General features: G+C 43.1%; 15 protein-coding genes, 1 tRNA gene and 2 pseudogenes. 5 read left to right on the forward strand and 13 right to left on the reverse strand.

The window, feature by feature from the left end:
- Positions 1–65: 65 nt before the first annotated feature.
- Entirely contained in the window at positions 66–335 is a 270-nt protein-coding gene (locus tag L6494_RS00955; protein ID WP_237991021.1) for a hypothetical protein, read from the reverse strand.
- A 251-nt stretch (positions 336–586) separates the two neighbouring features.
- Here L6494_RS00955 and L6494_RS00960 point away from each other — a divergent pair, with 251 nt between their 5' ends.
- Positions 587–847: a helix-turn-helix domain-containing protein gene (locus L6494_RS00960; RefSeq protein ID WP_237991022.1), complete on the forward strand. Its 261-nt coding sequence runs from the start codon at positions 587–589 to the stop codon at positions 845–847.
- A 43-nt stretch (positions 848–890) separates the two neighbouring features.
- On the opposite strand, the gene drmC is transcribed toward L6494_RS00960, so the two are convergent.
- From drmC to L6494_RS00990, 6 genes and pseudogenes are all read right to left on the reverse strand, one after another.
- The gene (drmC, locus tag L6494_RS00965; protein WP_237991023.1) at positions 891–1688 is read right to left on the reverse strand and encodes a DISARM system phospholipase D-like protein DrmC; all 798 of its coding nucleotides are present in this window, start codon (positions 1686–1688) and stop codon (positions 891–893) included.
- 5 nt (positions 1689–1693) lie between these two features.
- A complete protein-coding gene (gene drmB, locus L6494_RS00970) occupies positions 1694–3556 on the reverse strand; it encodes a DUF1998 domain-containing protein (protein ID WP_237991024.1) in 1863 nt (620 codons plus the stop codon).
- A gap of 198 nt (positions 3557–3754) precedes the next feature.
- On the reverse strand, positions 3755–7240 hold the full coding sequence (gene drmA / locus L6494_RS00975) for a DISARM system helicase DrmA (RefSeq protein ID WP_237991025.1): 3486 nt from the start codon (positions 7238–7240) through the stop codon (positions 3755–3757).
- A 163-nt stretch (positions 7241–7403) separates the two neighbouring features.
- Positions 7404–7808, reverse strand: a complete 405-nt coding sequence (gene tnpA, locus L6494_RS00980; protein WP_237991026.1) for an IS200/IS605 family transposase — start codon at positions 7806–7808, stop codon at positions 7404–7406.
- Between the two features lie 426 nt (positions 7809–8234).
- On the reverse strand, positions 8235–12542 hold the full coding sequence (locus L6494_RS00985) for an Eco57I restriction-modification methylase domain-containing protein (protein WP_237991027.1): 4308 nt from the start codon (positions 12540–12542) through the stop codon (positions 8235–8237).
- Positions 12543–12863: 321 nt separating this feature from the next.
- Positions 12864–14225 (reverse strand): annotated as a pseudogene (locus L6494_RS00990) (DISARM system SNF2-like helicase DrmD); the annotation flags it as partial.
- Positions 14226–14648: 423 nt separating this feature from the next.
- Between L6494_RS00990 and L6494_RS00995 the strand changes: the two are divergent.
- From L6494_RS00995 to L6494_RS01005, 3 genes and pseudogenes are all read left to right on the forward strand, one after another.
- Positions 14649–15206, forward strand: coding sequence for a recombinase family protein (locus tag L6494_RS00995; protein WP_237991029.1), 558 nt, complete (start codon positions 14649–14651; stop codon positions 15204–15206).
- Between the two features lie 16 nt (positions 15207–15222).
- A pseudogene (locus tag L6494_RS01000) lies at positions 15223–16681 on the forward strand (IS481 family transposase).
- The gene (locus L6494_RS01005) at positions 16671–17642 is read left to right on the forward strand and encodes an ExeA family protein (protein ID WP_237989512.1); all 972 of its coding nucleotides are present in this window, start codon (positions 16671–16673) and stop codon (positions 17640–17642) included. The pseudogene L6494_RS01000 and the gene L6494_RS01005 overlap by 11 nt, the downstream one beginning before the upstream one ends.
- 56 nt (positions 17643–17698) lie before the next feature.
- Here the strand turns inward: L6494_RS01005 and L6494_RS30815 are convergent, their stop codons facing one another.
- The 3 genes from L6494_RS30815 to L6494_RS01015 all read right to left on the reverse strand — a co-directional run bounded on the left by L6494_RS30815 (position 17699) and on the right by L6494_RS01015 (position 19427).
- Complete coding sequence (locus L6494_RS30815; RefSeq protein WP_269139265.1) at positions 17699–17830, reverse strand: hypothetical protein; 132 nt, start codon at positions 17828–17830, stop codon at positions 17699–17701.
- Positions 17824–18696, reverse strand: a complete 873-nt coding sequence (locus L6494_RS01010; RefSeq protein WP_237991030.1) for an SNF2-related protein — start codon at positions 18694–18696, stop codon at positions 17824–17826. The genes L6494_RS30815 and L6494_RS01010 overlap by 7 nt, the downstream gene beginning before the upstream one ends.
- A 569-nt stretch (positions 18697–19265) precedes the next feature.
- A complete protein-coding gene (locus tag L6494_RS01015) occupies positions 19266–19427 on the reverse strand; it encodes a hypothetical protein (protein WP_015115426.1) in 162 nt (53 codons plus the stop codon).
- 162 nt (positions 19428–19589) lie between these two features.
- Here L6494_RS01015 and cas12k point away from each other — a divergent pair, with 162 nt between their 5' ends.
- Positions 19590–21497, forward strand: coding sequence for a type V CRISPR-associated protein Cas12k (cas12k, locus tag L6494_RS01020; protein WP_237991031.1), 1908 nt, complete (start codon positions 19590–19592; stop codon positions 21495–21497).
- 492 nt (positions 21498–21989) lie between these two features.
- Here cas12k and L6494_RS31070 read toward each other — a convergent pair whose 3' ends face one another.
- The 3 genes from L6494_RS31070 to L6494_RS01030 all read right to left on the reverse strand — a co-directional run bounded on the left by L6494_RS31070 (position 21990) and on the right by L6494_RS01030 (position 23612).
- Positions 21990–22205, reverse strand: a complete 216-nt coding sequence (locus L6494_RS31070; RefSeq protein ID WP_442946977.1) for a hypothetical protein — start codon at positions 22203–22205, stop codon at positions 21990–21992.
- Between the two features lie 576 nt (positions 22206–22781).
- Positions 22782–22854, reverse strand: a tRNA-Ala gene (locus L6494_RS01025).
- Between the two features lie 29 nt (positions 22855–22883).
- The gene (locus L6494_RS01030; RefSeq protein ID WP_237991032.1) at positions 22884–23612 is read right to left on the reverse strand and encodes an HAD family hydrolase; all 729 of its coding nucleotides are present in this window, start codon (positions 23610–23612) and stop codon (positions 22884–22886) included.

Consider the following 23612-nt stretch of genomic DNA (forward strand, 5'->3'; position numbering starts at 1 on the left):
TTCATAAATAAAAAAGAGACGGGTATGAACCACGTCTCCAGGCGATGGGAAAATTTTTTAAGGTTCTATGCTACATCTGCAACCAGCAAGCCATTAACAGCTATGATGAGCAACTGCGCTTGTAAAGGAGTATCACAACAAGGTCTCTTATCTCTATTACAAGGCTGCGCTATCCATTTACCCTCAAGATTTTGATAAAAAGTACCTAACAGTTGTGAACCGTTCCAAACTCGATAAAGTTCTCCAAAATCATCTGTCACAGAGTCAATTTCTATTTCTGGTGGTGTTGGGTCAGTTAGCTGGTAAACATATCCTTCAAACTCTGATTGCGTCAAAGTTTGGTCATCAAATGCCTCTTGTGAATCATGTGAATGACCTCATCGATGGGGTTTTACAAAATGCGATCGCGGACTCTTCCCGGAGAGCGATCGCATTTGTTTTGTCTACCATTTAATCTACGCGACACGTAGATTTACGTCAAGTGTAGATTAATAAAACTTAGAATGTTATATATCTACTTGTTAAATAGAATACTGACGAGTAGATAAATCTACATCTAGCAGCGACTAAACTAGTGATGTAGTCTATGTCTGAGAATCAAGTGATTCGCTGGAAATTAAATGAAGTGATGGCGCGAAAGCGGGTTAAAAATAAGGATTTAGCTATGATACTTGGTATAACTGAAAACTCAATTTATAGATTGCGTAAGGTTGATGAAATGCCAAGATTAGCACCGGAACGATTGAATGGCATTTGCAAGGCGTTGAATTGTCAACCAGGGGAACTATTGGAATATCTGCCAGATGAAGGTGGAGGAAATGTTATTTCTCAGGCTGATATAGTTTAAGTGCGATGGACTTACGCTTCACTGTAGGCGATCGCAAAAACAATCAAATCCCAGGAAGAGGACGCAGTATTTTGTGAGACAACAAACTGTCAAACTGCAAGCGCAACGCTTGGGCTGTTGCTGAGTCAGTGAGCAAAACACCTGCTTCAATATTGCGTTCCTGGGCGGCTTCTGTAAAATTAGCTGAAGTTATCAACACAGATTCCTCATCTACAACAATGCACTTAGCATGGAGAGATGATTTTTGCTTAACATCCACTGCCAGCGATCGCACATCATAATAGACTTCTGGTAATCTCTCCCCTACCCAGATATCGCAGCGAAATGTGCGTGCAAATTCCCTCAATAATACTGACTCTGCTACTTCGCTGTGATGTGGACGTTGGATGTTAAGAAACATTTGTACATATAGTTCTGGGTTGGCATCCATGCGTTCCGCAAGTACCTGGAATAATTTTCTTGCTTTCTCACCTTTATCAATGGCAAAGCTGGAGATGAGAACACTTTTTTTCGCTTTACTAAACAGTTCGCGGACAACAACGCTAGTATCACGGCTTTGAGAACCAGTCACCTCTGGGCCAGTCCATACCAACTCAATGCGATCGCGTATTTGTTGAGATGCGCTTCGTTCTGCTGCTAGCAAGCGGAGGGTATAAGCAATATAGCTGCATTTTACGCCTTCACCAGTAAGATGATTAAGTTCATCAACTACTATTTGACTTAAAGTTGCGGGTACGTAGTTAATGATTGCTGATATCAGAAAAGGAGGGGATAGCCTGCCGTTTTCTAATGCTGTTGCTAGTTTCAGTAAAGTTGGGCGGCTCAGTTGCAAAAAAGCCATTGTGTTTATTCGGGGAAAAACTCTGCTCCAAAACCTTCAACTGTAGAGACAACCAAGGCGCGGTCAAGAAATTCGTTGCGGCGTTCGCAGGATGTTTCTGCAATTAGCAAGCATCCGTGACAAGCCGAACCGTGCAGAAAACGCTCCTCTTGCTCATTATCTGGGCGATGTTGAGCGCATACTGGGTCATTGGAACATAATCTTCCTTGCTCTAGGGCTACTTCTAAATGGTGTTCAATGCGTTTGCCAACTTCTACCAGTCCGCCTAAAGTCCCTTCTGAACCAGTTGAACCAGTGTATAAAAGAATGCCATAACCAGATTCACCAGCATAGATGCGTTCGCGGATGGAACTAGCCGCATAGCCGCATTCTAACGATACAGCCACAATTAATAAATGTGATAGAGAATGCAGCATAATATACGGCAAGCCAGGAAACTTAACTTTTTCTTTTTCCTGGTCGATACCTTTACGCGTACACCAGATATCAAAACCTCTTGATAATTCTCTTCCCCGCTTTTTAACGGCTTCTCGTTTTAACCAATCTTCAATAGCTTCCTGACGGAAAGCAATAAATACACCCTCGCCTTTATTCTCAATTGCAGGAACCCAAGTAGTTTCAATATCCAGCAAAGCACGCCTGACGCTGATATCAAGTTCGCCGTCGATATCTGGCATTTCCGCTTCAAAGCGAGTAAAACCCACCTGGGCAATTACTTCACGTAAACGATGTACTAAAACAATTCGTTCAATGCAGGAGGCAAACGCAGGCTGTAAGTTGTCCAAACTACGCGACCTACCATAAAAATCTTTGTCTGGGACATCTTCCCCAACTTCAAGGGAGCTAGAAAGCAATGTCTCTATTTCCACTTGCTTAATGCTTTTATGTGGTTTTCCTTGCCCACTTTGTCGCCGTTGTACTTCTTCCCAGACGGCTTCATCACTAAATTGTTCTAAAGCTACAGCTACCTTTTGTTTTTTGCGCTCCTTTTTCACATCGCTGACGCTTTCCGCATATTGGAGAAAATCTTCGTAAACTAAATTCACTGCATTTCGTAAACCCTCATCTAGGTCAGGGAGGGAAATAACGCTGAGAATTTGCGAAAAATAAGCGTTGCTGGCAGACCTAACTAATAAGCGGTTGTATTCTGGTAGACCTGTAGATTCACGAATACAGTAAGGTTCTTGGGCAAAAGAACCAAGCCAAGGGCGATGTCCCTGACATGGGCCTAACACTTTACCGTTGCGGACTGTAGCATCGGCAAGGGGACGGCGTTTTTTACAGGCTTCGCAACGCACATAAATCTCAGCGAAGTCGTTACCTGAACCACCTTCGTCTAACCATAGCTGACCTCGACACTTATTTTCAGCGTCATTATGGGCAAAACGATACCAGTCAATATCGCTAATATGACCTTTAACGCAGGCTTGCACAAAGCGGACAGGTACAACTGGTATAGACTTTTTTTCGGCACTCAGATATTTACCACTTACCAAATTACCCCACGGTAACAGAGGGCGAGTGCGGAATGTTTTTTTGGTTTTGGTGTCGTACCAAGTTTCCTTGACTTGGGCTAAAAACCAAGTAGGGAACATGAAAGCATTAATCCCTGTGCGGGGGGCTTTGGGGTCTTGTTCGTCAACTGGCGGCGCATACAGCTTAATATTGTTGACTTCTAAAATTTCAGCAACTCTAGTTGCTAATCGGTCTTCAAAGATGCGCCTTCTCTCACCACGCCAATGATTTAAACCAGCAATTAACACGGAATGTTCGGGTAAGTCTACCATCGCCCCAGGCCCAAAGGTAGAAAGGATTTGGCTTTGGCGCACTTGTCCGGCTGGGGGAATTTTTTTGTGAGATTTATTCATAATATGTATTCAAAAATATTGGGTAGAGTTAGCCAGATAGCCAGAGATTGAAAATCTCTGTCTCATAGCTAAATTCCTCTGGAAGAGGAATCAATTATGATTTTATTTTTCGTTTTTACAGTCGTCTTCAGACGACTTTTGCTTTCAGAAAGGGATTTATAATCCCTGGCTAAATGGATGACAGGATGGCTAGCTAACTCATTTTCCTTTCTCCTCTACCTCATGTCCGTAAGGATTAATTACCCAGAGATTGACTGTTGGTTCGACATCACGCAAACTTCGCTGTGCTTTAAACCTTTGTGCTTTTTGTGGTTGATTCCTTAATTCGGGGTCGAGGGGGTCAAATATTAGTGGTGGTGCTTCGCCTACTTCCCGTTGATATTGCAGGCTAATTTTTCCATTGGCGATACTTGTCCAATCATCGAGTAAATCTATGACTTGATTTTTCACTTTATGGCGTAGTGCTTCGGCTTCATTTGCATCCAGTTCCTTATCGTGCATTTCTGCTCTTTGTGCAATGGTTTCCACAACAAACTCTAGTTCTTGGCGATGTTGGGTAATATCGAAAGCGCGAGTTGGTGCTGTCATTCCTGGATGTCCTAGCCGTGCCAAAGCAACGGTAATGGCGGCAATACCTCGGTCAATAGCGCGGGGAGAAAAGGGCGTTACGCTGGTAGCTTCTACTGCTCGGTAAAATGTTGAATGCCAAGCAAAAAAGCGTTCATAATGAGAGCGATCGCGTGGACGATGAATGTTCAATAACGTCACTACTAAACCCGGTCGTTCCTCATCCCGTCCTACACGGCTGGTAGCTTGGATATATTCGGCGGCTGTCTTGGGTTGACCGAGAACTACCATTAAACCCAAGCGGGTAATATCTAAACCTACGGAAATCATATTGGTTGCTAAAACTACATCAACCTTGTCGTCTTGATCAAAAGTTAATTCCATTCGCCGCTTAGTATCTGCAACTTCGCTAGTGCTGACACGGGAGGTTAGTTCTTCTGGTTCATCATCAATTTTCCGGTCAGCAAATAACCCTGAAGTTTCGTCAACTCGCTGATGCTGGCTGTAACGTAATAGACGAGATTTGACTTCATCTTCTACAATGCGCCGACTACCACCTAGTTCACGTAGGGAGTTAAAGTAACCTAACAGCGTCATGTAAGGGTCGGCTGGGTTCTTATTATTCTTCTTGCCCCCTTGTTCTAGCCAGTGCTTTTGGGCTGCGCCTAACAATGCTAAATAGCTACGCAATAACACTACCTTTAAACTGCGTCCTTGAGCAGCAATTCCTACATAAGTACGGGCATTTTTGACTGTGGCGGGGACGGTTTTAGCAAAGAATGAATCGCGTCTGTCTGGCCCTGGTGGTGGAAATATATCAACTTCACTACGACCGAATAAAGCTTGAATTTGTTTGCTGGCGCGGCGGACTGTCGCAGTGGAAGCAACTATTTTCGGACGAATTTTTTTACCCTCTATCTCTTGGCTACACAAAGCATCAATGGCTGTTTCATATAGACCTACCATTGTTCCCAAAGGGCCGGAAATTAAATGTAATTCGTCTTGGATAATTAGGTCTGGTGGTGGTAAATAACTGCCAAGGGGTTTACCGCGATTTAGTTGAGTGGGTCCGTAAAAACCATCACTGTCGTAGCGGTCTACTCGTCCAAATAATGCACCTGTTTCTCCCACCCAAGGCAGGGTGGCGAATTTATCTACTGTAGAGATAATAAAACAAGGTAGACGGCGGTATAGTGGCTCGTCTACGGTGACTATTGGTAAAGGATTGTCACCACGGAAATTACACCGACGGTTAGCACAAAATACTTGTAAATTGGTTGGTTGGTCGGGGTTTGGCTGTAATTGGAATGAGTTGCGATTAAATTTTGTCCCACACCAAGGACAATTTTCTAAGGGAATGGGTGAGGGGTTGCGATCGTTATTTTGAAAAGCACGAGTACGTTCTCTAGCACTGTTTTCGTCGTTATCTCCCTTTTTACCCATGCGGTTGGGTGTTGCGGCTTGTCCTACCCATAGCCCAATTTCAAACGGCCAAGTTCCTAACTTCTGCGGGTTTTTCTGGCGTTCCAATTCTAAGGCGCAAATCATCGTCGCCGCCCGTCCGAGTTGGTCGAGAGTTAAAAGACGCAGGGTATAGCGCATGAGGACGCTTAAACCAGCCGATTTGATACCGGGATAACGCAGTCGCCGCAGGACAAGGGTAAAGGCTGCGAGTCCTAAGTATGCTTCGGTTTTACCACCACCTGTGGGGAAGAATAGCAAATCGACTAATTCACGATCGCCATTTTCGGGGTAAGCTATCCCTGCTAAGTTCATCAGTAAAAATGCTAACTGGAAGGGTCGCCATTTTGGTGGTGCTACTATTTCAGGCGTGATAGTTTTACCATGAGTAGTACGCTGACGAATGGCTGTAGCAATGGCGCGATTAGCAATGCAGAAAGCTTCAAATATTTGTGGGTCATTTAACGCTTTGATACCAGCGTCGATGCGCTTGTTAGCAATTTCCGCACGACGGAGTAAATCTAGGGCGACATTTAACCGCTTGGGTTCGGTGGGACATTTTGTGCGTTGTTCTTGAATCCAATCAGCGTAAGCATCCACCATTGGACTCAGCATTTTTTGTAATGCTGCTGGTGTGGGTGCATTAGCTAAAGCTTCCATTCTCAATTCAACGTCTTTTAGTTCCTCTTCTGTAGCTATCACCTTTTCCACATCAGTCGTAGGTATCCATGCTGTACGTATTTCTTGACAGCTACTATCAGGATTGGTAAGTGCGATCGCACTAACGTTATGACCCACTGCATATTCATAATCATCGCGGTATTGTAAATCTGCGACGTTTTCATCCCAATCATGATTATCTCGTCCGCGTAAGTTGGGACGGGCTACTAATGGTTCTGGGGTATGGATGATTAAACTGGCTTGAAAAATATAGCTAATATCGCGCTGTTTATCTGAGGTGGAGAGGCGATTATTAACTAGAAATACGGAAACAGAACGAGTTCCAGCCAGGACAAGTTCCTTAGATGTTACAGGACGGATGGAGACGACGAGTTGTAAACCGTTACTATCAGGTATAGGAATAGTTTTGGTCGATTGGCTTTGATGAAGCGGTAATTTTAAAGGAACAGTGATTTGGGCTTGGCGTGGAATCCGCTTCCAGCATCCAGATAAACCTTTATCTGCTTCTGGTTGAGGGATTGTCGTTTCTATTTCCAAGGGTGATAGAATTTCTTCCGCACCAGAATCATTCTGAGATTCTGCTACAGAATTATCTTTGATTGGGAAATAATCACCCCATTGCACTGTGAGATTAAGTTGACTGGCATTTTCAGCAACTAGAAAACTTAAACCCATCGATGAAGGGAAAAAAGCTTTCTTGGCGAATGGTTTGTCTGGGACATTTTCATCTTCTCCCGCGCTACCGCCTTGCATTACGTCTAAATCATCATCGCCAGTATCATCTCCACGCTGTTCGATGGGTGCGCCATGTGGAACAAGAAAACCTGTAAGATACCATTTTGATGGTGCTTGGTCGAGAATTTCTTCTGCGTGGTCAATATCATCGGGGGTGGGGCCTATAAGGTCGAGTTGTAAGGCTTCGATGAGGCGCGATCGCACTTCGTCCGAGGTTAGATTTATCGTTTTATTTATCATTTAATATTTAGCTTTTGCATAACTTAATTTAATTGCGGAGGTTAAAACCCTTAAATTAATTAATCAGTCCTCTTCCAGAGGACTTTAGCTATCAGACAGGGATTTTCAATCCCTGGCTATCTGGCTATCAAATGGTTGGCTATCAATCTGACTATCAATCAATTTAAATATTTTCCAAATGAGAATTTGTTGTCCCTTGTAAATGATGTATTTTTTGATTTTTAACATAATTAATAGCCTGCTCAAGTTGCTTACTACCTAAAGAGAAAACCCCATAACCTTCCTGCCAAGAAAATTTATCCGACGTGGCAGAAATATTATGATTGAAATAATAAGAACTACTGCCTTTAATTTTTTTAACAAAATCTGCAATTGCTAGTGTTGGAGGAATAGAAACAACTAAATGAATATGGTCTTCCATGCCACCTATCCCATGAACAATACAATTTAGTGCATCTGATTTACCAATAATATAATTATGAAGATCAGATTCTTTGCTGGGCATAATCAGAGGTAGGCGTTGTTTTGTTGCCCAGACAATGTGATAGTAAAGCCGCCATAAGGACATATTTTTTCCTAATTAGCACTTACATTTACTAGATTGCCCATATTTAAACAAAAAGCATAAATGTATTTAAACTAGATTTACCACTCGGCAAGATTTAACAGATTTACCATCCAGCCAGCCAGGGGTTCAAAACCCCTGTCTGATAGCTGAAGTCGGATGAATCCGACTCGCTCAAAATTGGAAAACCCCGCCTAGTCCTCTTATAGAGCCAGGGGTTTAAAACCCCTGTCTGATAGCTGAAGTCGGATAAATCCGACTCGCTCAAAATTGGAAAACCCCGCCTAGTGTTCTTAATTTTCTCAGTCCTCTTATAGAGGACTTTCGCTATTAGACAGGGAATTACATTCCCTGGCGGGTTGGCGGGTTGGCGACTGGCTGATGGACTGGCTGATGGACAGGCGAACATTAGGGAAAACATAAAAATTTTCAAATGATTCCTGGTATTGCTGGTGCATTTTCAATAACCTTTTTAGACTTTCTTTGATTAGATTTATTTTTCCCTCCCTTACCCTTCCCCTTCTCCGCACCTTTACCGCCTAAAATTTCTGCTTCGGCGCGTTTTTGGTTTAAATCAAGCAAGCGTGCTAAAACTTCATCGTGGATTTCTTCGCGCCAACGATAACGCCAGGGTTTTTTCTTTTGTCGTCCACTGCTGTTTTCTGTGTCTTCTTCCTCTTCGTAGTCGAGAATAAAATCGCAGTCGGTGGGGATATCTGACCAGCCGTAAGCGTCGAGGACGGCTTTATCCATTGCGGTGTGGAGTTCGCGGAGTTTGAGTATTTCGGGAGCGTACTCGTCGGGGTCGTGGAAGCGGTTGTAGGTGTCGGTGAGTCCTTGGTTGTTGCGAACCATTAAGGCGGCGCGGTATTCGTAGTATTCTTTGCCTATGGTTTCTAGGGTGGGGTTGGTTTCCCAGTTTTTGGGGAAGGGGAAGGTTTGGAAGCAGTCAGACGGAGTATAACGTAAACCATCTCCTAACGTTGAGGAAAAGAACCTAGCCCAAATTTCATGAATATATGATTGCACAATGCAAAAAAATGAATATCTTTGGTCTGCAAAAATACCTAAAGCGTGCGAGAAAACGCAGTTCGCTGGTAAAAATGCAAATAATAAATACTGTGAGTGCAGAGAAATAACTAACACACGTTCGAGAGGTGCGATCGCTTTAAACAATTCTCCTCTTACTCGTTCAAATTGCCACCAAGAAGCAGTTGAATGCTTGCCACGCTTTCCTTTAACCTTTTCTTCTACAATCTGCATCAAATCAGGATATTCTCTAGCCTCAGCCTCACTCATTTCACCAAAATTAATCACATACCGATGATGTTCATGAGTTGGACTAGAGTTAACCTCCTCCCCACCGATATAAGGAAAAATTCGCTCTTGATTTTTAGTGTTTTGTGCAATCAAACGTTGCATTTCTGCAATTGATGTAGCGTCAGGGTTGGAATCATCAAATGTAAAACCCATACCCAGCACATAGCTACCAATAAAACTTTTATCAGCATTTGCTAACAACACAGCAGGGTTTTTATTTCCACCAGACTTAAATAAAAATGCCGAGATGAAATCAACTTTTTTACCGTCGAGAATTGGTTGTAAACGTTTATCATTTTGAGAATCATTTTGATTTGCATCCACACCCGCCCGGAAATCAATTTCCGGTCTAATAGCAGAAGTCGCTTGAAACCGACTAGAATTTTCACCAATATATTCATCAATCCTCTTCAGAGGATTTTCGCTTTCAGACGGGGAATTAATTCCCCGGCTTTCTGATTGTTGATGATTTTTTTCAATTCGTTGTGCATCCACACCCGCCCGGAAATCAATTTCCGGTCTAATAGCAGAAGTCGCTTGAAACCGACTAGAATTTTTACCAATATTTTCATCAATCCTCTTCAGAGGATTTTCGCTTTCAGACGGGGAATTGATTCCCCGGCTTTCTTGTTTAATGTTTGTATGTTCTTGTTTAATAACATTAACCACGCTCACAACAACGGCGGCTAAACCAGGCCACTTTAACCGCTTTTGAGCATTGTAAATAGTACCGCCATTTTCACAAATATATCTCAAACCAGTGCTGCGAGTATCACCTTGAGCAATGGTATTTGTCGCAATCAAACCAAAACAACCTGATTTTCGTAAAAGCGCAAATGCCCTGCGGTAAAAGTGAGCAACTAAATCAGAATTTCCATGTGATTCTGGATTAACCACTTTTAACCAATCCATATATCCATCAGCATGGGCATTTATCGCTGTATTCTTACCCGCAAATGGTGGATTACCGACAATCGCATCAAATCCTGGATTATCCCTATCAAATACCTCTGGAAATTCTAATTCCCAATTAAAAGGATTTACAGGTTTTTCAGCTTGTCGTAATTGCTTACTAATTTCTAAAATTTGCAAATTATTATCTTGATTTATTTGCCAATTTTTAAACTTTAACTCAAAAGCCTTAAGTTCATCTTTTCTAGCTTTATCTTTATCCGCCGCAAAGAAAGAAGCGATAACTAAATCACCTTTAATACGAGCATCATGTAATAATTCCTCTGTTGCTTGATAAAAATCACGCTTCGCATCGTAATTCTCATCACCTAAACTTTGAATTTCATCACGGTTAAACTTAACCTTATTTATATGCTCGTTAAATAAAGGCAGATTTGGATCATCATAAGTAGTATCTTTTTCCCAGTTAAACTTAACAAGTTGGTCGCGGGTTAAACCTACCAACGAATCACCACATTTCAGCGCATGGTCTAAAAATGTAAAAGGATGCTTCTTCGCTAAAGTTACCAACCACAAAGATAACTTCGCCAAATTCACCGCAAACGGGTTTTTATCCACTCCATACAAACAACGCTGCGCCACCAAACGCCGCGCATACAGTAACGGTTCTTCATCCGATGGAACTTCGGAAATCAAGTCATGTTGATTCCAAGCTTCCACCAATTTTTCTGCCAACTGACGACAAGCTTCCACCAAAAACGCACCTGAACCCACAGCTAAATCGCATACCTTCAAAGCCAAAATTTGCTCTGGTGTGGGACGTTCGCCCAATGCTTCTAAAACAGGTCTGAGGGTTTCTTTAACTATCGGTTCTGTCAAAGCACGGGGCGTATAATGAGAACCACTACGCCGCCGTTCTTCTCCTGGTTGCAAATACAATGAACCAGTAGCCAGTAAAGCGGGTGTTTGCGGCGATATCTTCCGTCCTAAAGCTGCAATTAAATCCTCGGCAATTTTCGCTTGCTTTAACTCAGCCAGTGATTTACCGGAGATTTCACAACCTGCAACTTCTTTTAAATACTTCGCCCTGTCATTGGCTTTGGTGTTTAAAACTTCATCAACGCTAACAACGACAGTAACAGAGGTTTTCGCACCCTTGGGTTTACTCCATACACCAATAGATGATGTAGTAGCTTTTTTGACTTCATAGCCCATGACCGCCTCGTAAACCGAACCGATTTGTTCGACATCGAGCGATCGGTATGACAAACGTTCACCATCAAGAACGAGTAACCCTTGCAATACTTTGTGAATTACTCCATCAGAAATGCGTGGCGGTTCAATCAACTCCCATTCTTTATAGGTAGTATGGCGAGAACGACCTTCTAAAAATGCGTACTCATCTGGGTCAAAAAGCTGTCCATGACGTGCTGGCAAATATAAATCAGCATGACAACCGCCATCATAAACTAAGCGAAAAAGACTGAGTAACCAAGCCCAAGCACCATAACGCTGTTCCATTGTGTCAGGATAGTTACCCGCATCCTCGCGCAATCTCTCATACAGTCCAGTTACCGAATAGTTGCGCGTGTAAATCGAACCCTGCGGCATTAAACCTTCATCTTCCGCATACAGCAGAAACACCAACCGCAACAAAACTGTAATTAATCCTCCGTAAATATGCTGAGGTTCGTTTTGAGCAATGTCATCAAGCAAGAATCCTTTAGCATGATCATTTGCAGCTTGAAAACCACGCAGTAATTCCCACAGCGCGTCTAGTACCTGTTCTGATAACTTAGTAGAAACTTCGTTTTGATACTTGCGGCTATTTTGCAGCAACGCCACTAAACGGCGGTCTGTGGGCGCATTGAACACTCGCTGTTCTTCCAACAACATCTGCATTGCACCCAAAATCAACCGTCCCGATACCTCGCACATCGCCTGTACCGGAAAGGTCAGATGTCCAGAAGATTCACCCCGTGGGGCATATACCAAACGTAATTCTGTACCGTTACACAAAATACCTACAGGAATTTCCTTCTCCCGCAACAGTCGCTCAAACTTCGCCTGGGGCGTGGCGTGCCATCCCGTAGATTTGATATTCTCACTGACTCTATCAAGGTCAGTACCAGAGGAAATGACTTGTACCAGCATCAACCAACCACCTTTATCTGGGTCAGGTACGGTATATGTTGGTTGTAAAATTTCACTGTATTCTGGTAGCGATACCGCCAAATCCTCTGGACTCTCGACTAAATCTGTCGGTTGCCAACCCAGAATTTCTACTGTGAAGGTGGGAAAGTCAGAAATTACAGAGGTGTAGTTGCTGCTGTCATCAGGAAAATCTCGGCGAATTATTTCGCTTAACCGTTGCTGTAACTCAACAACGTTGCGATTTACCGACATTTGGGCATTATTTAACGCCGTTGGCGACACTACCAACCCCACTGGCTGAAGGAAGCCCAACCATTCCTTATGCGCTTGAATTTCTCTATCCTTAACCACGACCGCCTCATTTGTTTTTAGGTGTCGTTGTTAGTTTGCCCATCAGTCAGTTAGTAATTACTTAGTTGTGAATTTTCCTGCCAGTTATTTAGTAGTTAATTGTGAATTTCCCCACCAGCCACAGAGCCAGGGGTTATAAACCCCTGCCTGATAGCAGAAGTCGGATAAATCCGACTGTAACCGTTTACACAGTCCTCTTGTAGAGGACTTTCGCTGTGAGACAGGGAATTACATTCCCTGGCGGTCTGGCGATCATCGGGCTATGAATTGGGGAATTACATTCCCTTGCGGTCTTCGGGCTATGCGCTGGGGAATTACTTGTCAACCCGAAACTGGCCATAAATAAATCAACCCCACAGGTTCAACTCGCACCGCCCTAACTTCGTAGGAAGCCTCAATTCGGGCAGGTTCAGAAATAATTTCTTCAGCAAGTGCTTTCAGTCGCTTCTCCCAGTGACGACAGTCTGCGTCTAACTGCCGTTTTTCCTCTACAGGGAACTCTACAAACGGAATCGATAGCTTGGGAATCGGTAACTGGATTGCTTTGGTATCTTCAATTTCCTGCTTACGTTGGCTAATACGCTGCTGCTGCTGTTCGAGAATTTTTTTCATCTCTACAGCTTCTTTTTTGCCCCGTTCGGTTAACTTTTTCTCAGCCCTTTGAGCCAAAATATTGGCACGGCGTTCTAAATGGGGAATCAAATCAGCAATATCTTGGGCAGCATTCTGCTTCAGCAATTCTTTAATCGTCTGGGATGCTTTTTGCAAACGAGGAGAAGCTAAAGAATCTTCCAATAAAGCCAGTACGTTGTCTTTCTGCCCTTCGTTTAAGGGTTGTAGTTTCTTGCGTCCTCTAGCGGCTGGGTCTGACCATTCTGCCGCGATCGCAATTACTTCGTCATGCAGCCGTGATGCACCCTGTCCGTAAACAGATAAACGTCCCAAGGCGATAACTTTAGGAATTGGGTCATCAGTCAAACAAACGCAAGCGCGGGTTAACTCATCATGTAAAAACCCTTGGGCTAAAAATCTCCCTAAAAGACGCTGTACAACTCGGTGTTCTAAATGCAGGTGAACTACATCCCCATCCAATGAACCAGGGTCACGAAATACTACCGGACGAATCGCTGCTTCCCGTCGCCATTCCCAAGGCTTTTGTCCTTTCTGGCGTGGCGGTCTTAAGGTATCAAGAGTATTCGCCCATGTAGGGTCTGCGCGTTGGTCAAGGGGCGGAAGCGTCCAGCGTGCAGTAGCCGAATCTTGACAAGCTTCTTGACTATCAACTGGAGTCAGAGGAGTCGCGCCGAGAATTTCTAAAGAAGCGGAAATAGCATTGCGGAAGTGTTCGTCACTCAGTCCCAACCAATCCCGCGATGTTTTCAGCATCTCTTGCAACTGGGATAATTGCTTGGTTAATTCTTCTCTCCGCAGTCTATTTTCTTCCAGTTCTTCACTAATTACTGATACGTTAGGTAAATCAGCTTGTTCTATAGAAGCAGTAATATTAGTTACCTGATTGTGGCGAATACCACCTTCCAGTAACCGCGATAAATTCTTCTGCACCACTGGCGAAAGCGTCCCCAATTCTTTTTGAATTGTTTCAGTCTTCTTCACCAGCACTTTCAATACTTTGTCCTCTGTCCGTTGCGCTAAAACAAAGTAGTAGCAGTGAACAATAGGTGTAGCGACCTGCAATGCTAATCGCTCAAACCTGCAATCATGACATTTACAAACCAGGATTAAATGCAACTATAATTACGCTTCAGCCAGGATTATTTGCAACTGAGCCAGGATTAATTGCAACCAACCTGCAATCATCGGTTTGAGCCAGGATTATTTGCAACTAACCGAAAGTCCCATCAAACGGTAGGCAAGAAAGTTTGCTCAAAAAACCCTTTGACTTATAAAAAAAAATAGTTGAATTTCAGCCAGGATTAACTGCAACTATAAAGGTAAAAGAAACGACCGTTTTCTTTACCACTATGATTGATATCCAAGTCCCCCTAGAATCGGCTCAAGTTTGGTAACGAAACTCGGTAAAAATATTATCGGCAACATATACTGTGAGGTAACGGGTTTATTTACTGACTTGTTGGGGTTCAAGTAATGTTGATCGGCTACGCGCGAGTTTCAACAGATGACCAAAAATTGAACCTGCAAATGGATGCCTTGCAGCAAGCTGGTTGTGCAAAAATTTACTCAGATCATATAAGTGGAGTGAAAGCAGCAAGACCTGGACTAAACCAAGCACTGGAAGTAGCAAGGACTGGTGATGTCCTAGTGGTGTGGAGGTTAGACCGCCTGGGAAGGTCGCTCAAAGACCTAATCGAAATCATATCCCAGTTAGATGATAGAGGAATTGAACTCTCTAGTTTGTCAGAATCCATTACTACCACTAATAACAGTGGCAGGCTAATTTTCCATCTGTTCGGTGCATTGGCAGAATTTGAACGCAATCTCATCCGTGAACGCACAACGGCGGGTCTTGTAGCAGCGCGTGCGCGTGGTCATAAGGGAGGTAGACCAAAAGCACTAGACCGAGCAAAACGCCAATTAGCAGTAAAGCTTTATACCGAAAGGCAACACACCATTGTTGAAATCTGTAGACTCATGGGGATTTCTAAACCAACTCTCTATAACTACATCGCTGAGATAAAAACATAACATGGCACACAAGGAAATCCCGGTAGAGGCACTCATCAACTTACGCCACCGCCTCGACGGATTACCAAGTCGTTGCCAAGAGCGTCGAATTCTCATTGAACAGACATCTGCTCTATACGGTGTGTCAACAGATACTCTGTATCGCGCTCTGCGTAACTTATCACGCCCCAAATCCATCAACCGCTCAGATAGTGGAACACCTCGAAAGCTATCACAGGCTGAAATGGAACTTTACTGTGAAATCATTGCGGCGATGAAAATCCGCACCAGTAATAAGAAAGGGCGACACCTCTCAACTGCACGGGCGATTGAACTACTGGAAGATTTTGGGATGGATACACCAAATGGCTTTATCCAACCGAGCAAGGGTACGTTAACTAGAAGTACCGTCAACTATTACTTGAAAGTATGGGGATATGACAATGAACGAATGACCCGGCAACCTCCGGCGGTGCGTTTTCAGGCAGAATACAGCAATGAATGTTGGCATTTCGACCTGAGTCAGTCTGATTTGAAACACGTAAAGCAGCCATTGTGGGTGGATGCGGGTAAAGGTAATCCCCTGCTGATGCTTTATAGCGAATGTCATGGACTGCCTAAGAATCAAGCTAGTCACGCATCTGCCCAATGGCAAGGATGGTCGTCGGGTGACAGCTCGTTCCAAGGGCAAAGTAGAAAGACCGTTTCGGACGGTAAAAGAAGCTTACGAAACTCTGTATCACTTTCACGAACCGGAAAACGAGGTAGAGGCTAACCTTTGGTTGCGCCAGTATCTGTTGCTTTACAACGATAAGCCACACCGAGAGTCCCCACATTCGCGCATAGAAGATTGGCTGCGAAATCTCCCCAAGTCAGGTTTACGCGCAATGTGCAGTTGGGAGCGATTCTGTAACTTTGCCCGCGAACCGCAACGTAGAAAGGTTGGTTCCGATGCCAGGGTATCAATTGAAGGCGTAGCTTATGAGGTAGAGCCAGACTTGGCTGGTGAAACTGTCGTCCTTTGGTGGGGTTTATTTGACAACGAGCTATATGTTGAGTTTAGCGATCGCCGCTACGGCCCATTTTACCCGGTTGATGGGCCAATTCCATTACATCGCTATCGCAAACACAAAAAAACTAAAACCGAAGAACGGGCAGACAGGATTGCGGATTTAGCAAAGAAACTGGGTTTGCCACGGACAGCATTGGACAAAAATGCCGATCTCCAATTTCTAGTGGACAAGTATAAAGAACTTGAGCCGACTGTCACACCTTTTAACGACCCAGACCCATTCCAAGAATTTACATATCCCAGCATAATATTCGCTAAATTGGCGATTTCAGATTATCTAGCGCAGCCGTTGGCCAAATTATCTCCTGAACAAATGGCATTTATTAATGCACTGCTAACTGAAACCCTCAACAAAAAAGTGATTATTGACCGGGTAAGGGAGTATTTCCAAAAGCCAAAAGGAGGGGAACAAAATGCTTACTGAGGTCATGGAACACTTTAGTTTGGTTAAGGAGTTTCCCAAAGCTGGGTACTACGAGACTGAACACCAAAAACAAATGTTCAAGGATATTAAAGTGGCAATTCATTCGGGGAAGTTGGTTGCCATTACAGGAATTATCGGGTGTGGTAAAACAACGACTTTACGACGTTTGTTTGACGTTTTGGAGAAAGAAGGTAAAATTACCGTCTCAAAATCGCTTTCTGTGGATAAAGACCGAGCGACACTACCCACTCTGATTGCTGCCTTATTCTATGATTTATCCACAGATAAGGAAATTAAAATTCCGAAAGACGGCGAAAAACGGGAACGGGAATTACGTGACCTGATTAGAAAAGGTAAAAAGCCTGTAGCACTGTTTGTGGATGAGGCTCATGACCTACATTACAGTACGCTGACGGGACTTAAACGTTTAATCGAGGTAGTTGAAGACGGTGGTGGCACACTTTCGGTAGTGCTGGCTGGTCATCCCAAACTGAAAAATGATTTGCGCCGTCCCACGATGGAGGAAATTGGGTATCGGGCGACGGTCTTCTCTTTGGAGGGGATTGTCGGTAATCAACGAGAATATATTGAATGGTTGGTATCTGAATGTACTACGGATGATACTTCTATCAGTGACATACTAGAGGCCTCTGCTATTGAATTACTTGCTGCGCGGTTGAGAACTCCACTACAAATCGAACAACATTTGACACTAGCTTTAGAGGCTGCGTACCGAGTTGCAGTCAAGCCTGTTACTACGGTGATTATTGAGTCGGTGCTATCGAAGCTTCTTGATGATTTGGAACCAACTCTCACTCGGCATGGCTATAACGTGAGGGATTTGGCTGAACAGTTCAATGCCAAACCGGCTGAAATTAAGTTGTTGTTTCGTGGTCAACTTGACCCAATGCGTGCGCGGGAGTTGCAGGAGCAAATGTTGGCGGCGGGATTGCCACTTTGAACTAATTGAAAGCGCAATTTCCAGCAGGTTCATTTATAGTTGCAAATAATCCTGGCTCAAACCGATGATTGCAGGTTGGTTGCAGATAATCCTGGCTCAGTTGCAAATAATCCTGGCTGAAGCGTAATTATAGTTGCATTTAATCCTGGTTTGTAAATGTCATGATTGCAGGTTTGAGCGATTAGCATTGCAGGTCGCTACAATTATGGGGCGTAGCAGAAAGGAACAACTTATGTTCAAAGCGTGGTGCAATATCGCGGACAGTGCGTGTGAGTTGAGAATCGACAGCATACTTCGTACCACTAGCTGGGGCTGCGTTGTGTGCTTCATCGAGAATCAGCATTGATGCGCCTGTAAAATCTCCCAACCAATCACGCAAAGGAGCAGCATAGGTTTCATCACGTAACAAAGCATGAGAAATAATGAAGCGGCTGTGAGTTGTCCAAGGGTTAATTCCATAACCGCGTTCTTGACGACGACTAGCTACAAACTCACGGTCAAAAATCACAAAAGTTAGCCCGAAGCGGCTTTCCATTTCTTCTTGCCATTGCCGTACAACCGATGGTGGACAAGAAATCACAACACGGCGAACTTTTTGCCGCATCAACATCTCTCTTAAAATCAGACCTGCTTCTATGGTTTTCCCTAAACCAACATCGTCAGCAATAAACAAAGCAACTCTAGGCATTAATAAAGCCTTACGTAGCGGTTCAAGCTGGTAAGCTTTGACCTCAATACCTGCACGGTATGGTGCTTGAAACAGTTTTGGGTCAGTTGAGGTAACACAATTCCAACGCAGAGTGTGGAGATAAGCCGAAAATAGACGGGGATTGTCAAAACCTCGGTTTGCTATGGACTCCCACGAAGTTTTACCTATGACTTTGGCATCAACTTCTCTTTCCCAAAGAACTTCTAACTGTTCTCCTAACGCATCATCTTCCAAACACGAAAGGCAAACTAAAGTGTCTTCCTTCACCAAAGGTTTAGCCACTACATCTTCTACAAGATACTGCCGCGATCGCACCCGCACAATTTGCCCAGTAACAACACTCATCCTCTACAATCCTTTGCTCTGCTAAAACCCCTACACCAACTACACAGAAGCTATTTTTTGCATGAAAAATTACCCGTGAAGCGATCGCTTACAGTTACAAATCCGCAGATTTTGATTGAGTATAAAAATTTAAGATTTAACCCACTTGTAAATGTAGTTAGCCAAAAATTAATGTATTTTTTAATACTTAATCTAAGAGCCTATTAATTTACATTCTTTAAACCATTTGAGTCTATTTAATAAAAGTATCGATATATTTTGCCCATCAAAGCCCTACATAATTATGGCTATAAGCGTGAGCAAGCATACCAATTTGTATGTTCAAAATGTAGCAACACATCCTTTTAAAAGCATTAGTATTAATACTGAGTGTTACTATAAATTCAAACTCAGTTAGTCAGACTTATATGTGATTGTGGTAGTCAGATTTGATAAGAAATGGCGATCGCATTGCACCGTCTATTGAGGATTTTGATAGGAATTACCAGAACCAAAACGCTTCCAGAATATAACCGCCATTACGAAGAATTAGTTAATCCACAAACAAATCCTATTGCTCATAACTCAATCTATTTGTCACTAGACGTAGATTCATGTTTTTTCAACCATTCCTTGATAGCCTCCTCTAAAGCCGCAGTCTGCGTCAATTCCAGACGCGCACAGGCAATTTCAAACGCGATTTTTAAGTCTTTAGGGAGTCTCCCCCGAACTTCTCTAGTTTCTTCTGCCATCCTAATTTGAAGCCAAAGCTTGCGGCTTTCATTTTTGCACAGCCTCTCAGCAAAAAAACATTTGCGGCATTGCGCTATTACGTCATTGCGCTATAATATAGTAAGCAAAAAAACAATTAACAACCCTGTCAGTATTACCGAAACCACAAAGCTGAGGACACCATGAGCGTTATTACAATTCAATGTCGCTTGGTTGCTGAAGAAGACATCCTCCGCCAACTGTGGGAACTGATGGCAGAAAAAAATACACCACTTATAAATGAATTATTGGCACAGGTAGGAAAACACCCAGAATTTGAAACCTGGCTAGATAAAGGCAGAATACCTACTGAATTACTCAAAACACTTGTTAACTCCTTCAAAACTCAAGAGCGTTTTGCTGGTCAACCTGGACGGTTTTATACTTCAGCGATCGCTTTAGTAGATTATGTGTATAAATCCTGGTTCGCCTTACAGAAACGAAGAAAGCGGCAAATAGAAGGTAAAGAACGTTGGCTCACAATCCTCAAAAGTGATCTACAACTCGAACAAGAAAGCCAATGTAGCTTAAACGTAATTCGTACTAAAGCCAACGAAATTCTTACCCAATTTACCCCCCAGTCCGACCAGAATAAAAACCAGAGAGAGCGAAAAAAGACTAAAAAATCCCCAAAGCCTCAGAAGTCTTCAATTTTTCAAATTCTTTTAAACAGTTACGGAGAAACACAAGAGACTCTAACTCGTTGTGCGATCGCATATCTACTAAAAAATAACTGTCAAATCAGCGAACGCGACGAAGATCCAGAAGAATTTACTAGAAATAGACGCAAAAAAGAAATAGAAATCGAGCGATTAAAAGACCAACTCCAAAGTCGCATACCTAAAGGTAGGGATTTGACAGGGGAAGAGTGGCTAGAAACTTTAGAAATTGCTACAGCAAATGTACCTCAAAATGAAAAAGAGGCAAAAGCTTGGCAAGCAGCACTTTTAAGAAAAACGGCTGATGTACCATTTCCTGTGGCTTACGAATCTAACGAAGATATGACATGGCTGCAAAATGACAAAGATCGTCTCTTTGTTCGGTTCAACGGCTTGGGAAAAATGACTTTTGAAGTTTACTGTGATAAGCGTCATTTGCATTACTTTAAACGCTTCCTAGAGGATCAAGAAATTAAACGCAATAGTAAAAACCAATACTCAAGCAGCTTGTTTACTCTGCGTTCAGGAAGGCTTGCTTGGTTGCCAGGAAAACAAAAAGGTGAACCCTGGAAAATAAATCAACTACATCTTTACTGTACTTTGGATACTCGGATGTGGACTGCTGAAGGAACTCAACAGGTAGTGAATGAGAAAATTACAAAAATTACCGAAACTTTAACTAAAGCAAAACAGAAAGATGAACTCAACGATAAACAGCAAGCTTTTATCACTCGTCAGCAATCCACTTTAGACCGGATTAATAATCCTTTCCCTCGTCCCAGCCAGCCTAATTATCAAGGGCGACCCTCAATCCTAGTTGGTGTTAGTTTTGGTCTAGAAAAGCCAGTAACACTAGCTGTAGTGGATGTTGTTAAAAATGAAGTTTTAGCTTATCGCAGCGTCAAACAACTGCTTGGCAAAAACTATAACCTTCTCAATCGCCAGCGACAACAACAGCAACGCCTATCTCATGAACGTCACAAGGCTCAAAAACAGAATGCGCCAAACTTCTTTGGTGAATCAGAGTTAGGACAATATGTGGATAGATTATTGGCTGATGAGATTGTGGCGATCGCCAAAACCTATCAAGCAGGCAGTATAGTTATCCCAAAACTCCGCGATATGCGTGAGCAAATCAGTAGTGAAATCCAATCCAGAGCAGAGAAGAAATGCCCTGGTTACAAGGAAGTTCAACAAAAATATGCCAAAGAATACCGGATGAGCGTTCATCGCTGGAGTTACGGTCGATTAATTGAGAGTATTAAATCCCAAGCTGCAAAAGCTGGAATTTCCACTGAAATTGGTACACAGCCAATCAGAGGCAGTCCACAAGAAAAAGCGCGAGATGTAGCAGTCTTCGCATATCAGGAACGTCAAGCCGCTTTAATTTAATTCACTTTAATTCACTAATCCGAACCTTGACAATATAATATTTTTATAACCGCGCCGCAGTTCATGCTCTTTTGAGCCAATGTGCTGTGATAAATCTGGGTTAGTTTGGCAGTTGGAAGACTGTCATGCTTTCTGACCCTGGTAGCTGCCCGCTTCTGATGCTGCCATCTGTAGAATTCTATAGATGGGATAGGTGCGCTCCCAGCAATAAGGAGTAAGGCTTTTAGCCGTAGCCGTTATTTATAACGGTGTGGATTACCAAAGTGGTGGCTACTGAATCACCCCCTTCGTCGGGGGAACCCTCCCAAATCTTTTTTTGGCAGACCATAAGCGGGGTCAAAAACCCTGGAGGTTCGCCAAAACCTTGAATCCCTTGTCCAGTATTAATTTGACTCATTTGAAGAGTGATGAATGTCCTCAATTGAGAGCAAAAAAACAGATATTTTAACAGGTTTGCCAAAATCGCATCTGGAAACCTGTACTGGTAAGGGTCTAGACGGGCGCGGTTTCAACTACCATCCCGACTAGGGGTGGGTTGAAAGTCTTACGATTGGCGATCGCATAGAGATTCAATTGAAGTGTTTCAACTACCATCCCGACTAGGGGTGGGTTGAAAGATACTAGAAATATGAAAAGCCTGTGGCGAATATTCGTTTCAACTACCATCCCGACTAGGGGTGGGTTGAAAGGATTCCCCGTTCTAGACATGATAATCTAGAAATTGGTTTCAACTACCATCCCGACTAGGGGTGGGTTGAAAGGTAACTTCCGATGATAAATTGTTAGCTGCTCAAGCTGGTTTCAACTACCATCCCGACTAGGGGTGGGTTGAAAGAAATCTTAGAAAACAACAATTTTTGCAATTTATCGGAGTTTCAACTACCATCCCGACTAGGGTGGGTTGAAAGGTGAAATTGTATTTGCTATTAACGGCAAACCCAGGTTTCAACTACCATCCCGACTAGGGGTGGTTAAAAATATAGGTTATTGACTTGCGTTAACCATTAGAATGGTTGCAAAGTAGAACTGATCATGGGAGGGTTGAAAGGAGTGCTGCGATCGAACACATACAAATTGACCACATATAAATCGAACATATATAAATAATCAAATAATGCCCTTGCAGCAACAATTTATTGTATAGTCAATGTTAAGTTCAGACGACATTAATTTGCGAAAACTCAGAATAATTAAATTGACTCTGAAAAACAGTCACTGCGACACTAATTTGCGAATAACGACACCAATCTGCGAATTGCGACATATAATTCGCGAATGTACAAATGGAGAATAGGAGACTCGAACCCCTGACCTCTGCGGTGCGATCGCAGCACTCTACCAACTGAGCTAATTCCCCTAACAGTATTGTTAATACATTACCCTATTTTAACATTCAGTTATGCTGGTCTGGGGCTGTTTACCAGAAAATACTTGTTGTATTCGTTCTAGTTCTAATTCACTCAGGTAATCTACCGTCCAGTTACAGCAACGCTGGAGCATATGGAAGGGATAGGTATTAGCTACACCCACTACTTGCATCTGCGCGTGTTTTGCAGCTTGGATACCTGGGGGGGTATCTTCAATCGCCAAACATTCTGGGAGTTGCAGATTTAATTCAGGATATTCTTGATTGAGACGTTTGACTGCTAATAAATACCCATCTGGCTGGGGTTTACTGGTGGTGATGTCATCACCGGCGACGATAACAGTAAAATATTCTGCTAGTTTGGCTCGTTCTAATACCAGTTCAATTTCCTGATGTAGCGCACCACTGACTACAGCTAGCTTGAGATGTTGGGAACGCACCTGATATATCAAGTCTTCTACACCTGGATATATAGGGAGTTTTTCTAGTTTCTCTAGTTCCAACGCATAGGCTTTAGCTTTGCGGTGAAGTAGTTGGGTTAAGTATTCTTCACTCGCCACTCTACCACGATTGACGAGTAATTCTTGAAAACAAGCGCGATCGCTCCGTCCTAATGAAGCTTGACGCTCTTGGACTTTCTGGGGTTGGAGATTTTCCTGAAGGAGAATTTCATCTATCAGTTGTAGGTGGATGCGCTCATCGTTAATGATTACGCCATTAAAATCAAACAGAATTGCCTTTAAACTCAT

The organism is Nostoc sp. UHCC 0870, assembly GCF_022063185.1.
Classification (GTDB): domain Bacteria; phylum Cyanobacteriota; class Cyanobacteriia; order Cyanobacteriales; family Nostocaceae; genus Trichormus.

Coding starts and splice junctions, on each gene's coding strand:
- L6494_RS00960 (WP_237991022.1), top strand. CDS start 587: ATGTCTGAGAATCAAGTGATTCGCTGGAAATTAAATGAAGTGATGGCG.
- drmC (WP_237991023.1), bottom strand. CDS start 1,688: ATGGCTTTTTTGCAACTGAGCCGCCCAACTTTACTGAAACTAGCAACA.
- drmB (WP_237991024.1), bottom strand. CDS start 3,556: ATGAATAAATCTCACAAAAAAATTCCCCCAGCCGGACAAGTGCGCCAA.
- drmA (WP_237991025.1), bottom strand. CDS start 7,240: ATGATAAATAAAACGATAAATCTAACCTCGGACGAAGTGCGATCGCGC.
- tnpA (WP_237991026.1), bottom strand. CDS start 7,808: ATGTCCTTATGGCGGCTTTACTATCACATTGTCTGGGCAACAAAACAA.
- L6494_RS00995 (WP_237991029.1), top strand. CDS start 14,649: ATGTTGATCGGCTACGCGCGAGTTTCAACAGATGACCAAAAATTGAAC.
- L6494_RS01005 (WP_237989512.1), top strand. CDS start 16,671: ATGCTTACTGAGGTCATGGAACACTTTAGTTTGGTTAAGGAGTTTCCC.
- L6494_RS30815 (WP_269139265.1), bottom strand. CDS start 17,830: ATGCTAATCGCTCAAACCTGCAATCATGACATTTACAAACCAGGATTA.
- L6494_RS01010 (WP_237991030.1), bottom strand. CDS start 18,696: ATGAGTGTTGTTACTGGGCAAATTGTGCGGGTGCGATCGCGGCAGTAT.
- L6494_RS01015 (WP_015115426.1), bottom strand. CDS start 19,427: ATGGCAGAAGAAACTAGAGAAGTTCGGGGGAGACTCCCTAAAGACTTA.
- cas12k (WP_237991031.1), top strand. CDS start 19,590: ATGAGCGTTATTACAATTCAATGTCGCTTGGTTGCTGAAGAAGACATC.
- L6494_RS31070 (WP_442946977.1), bottom strand. CDS start 22,205: ATGTCTAGAACGGGGAATCCTTTCAACCCACCCCTAGTCGGGATGGTA.
- L6494_RS01030 (WP_237991032.1), bottom strand. CDS start 23,612: ATGAGTTTAAAGGCAATTCTGTTTGATTTTAATGGCGTAATCATTAAC.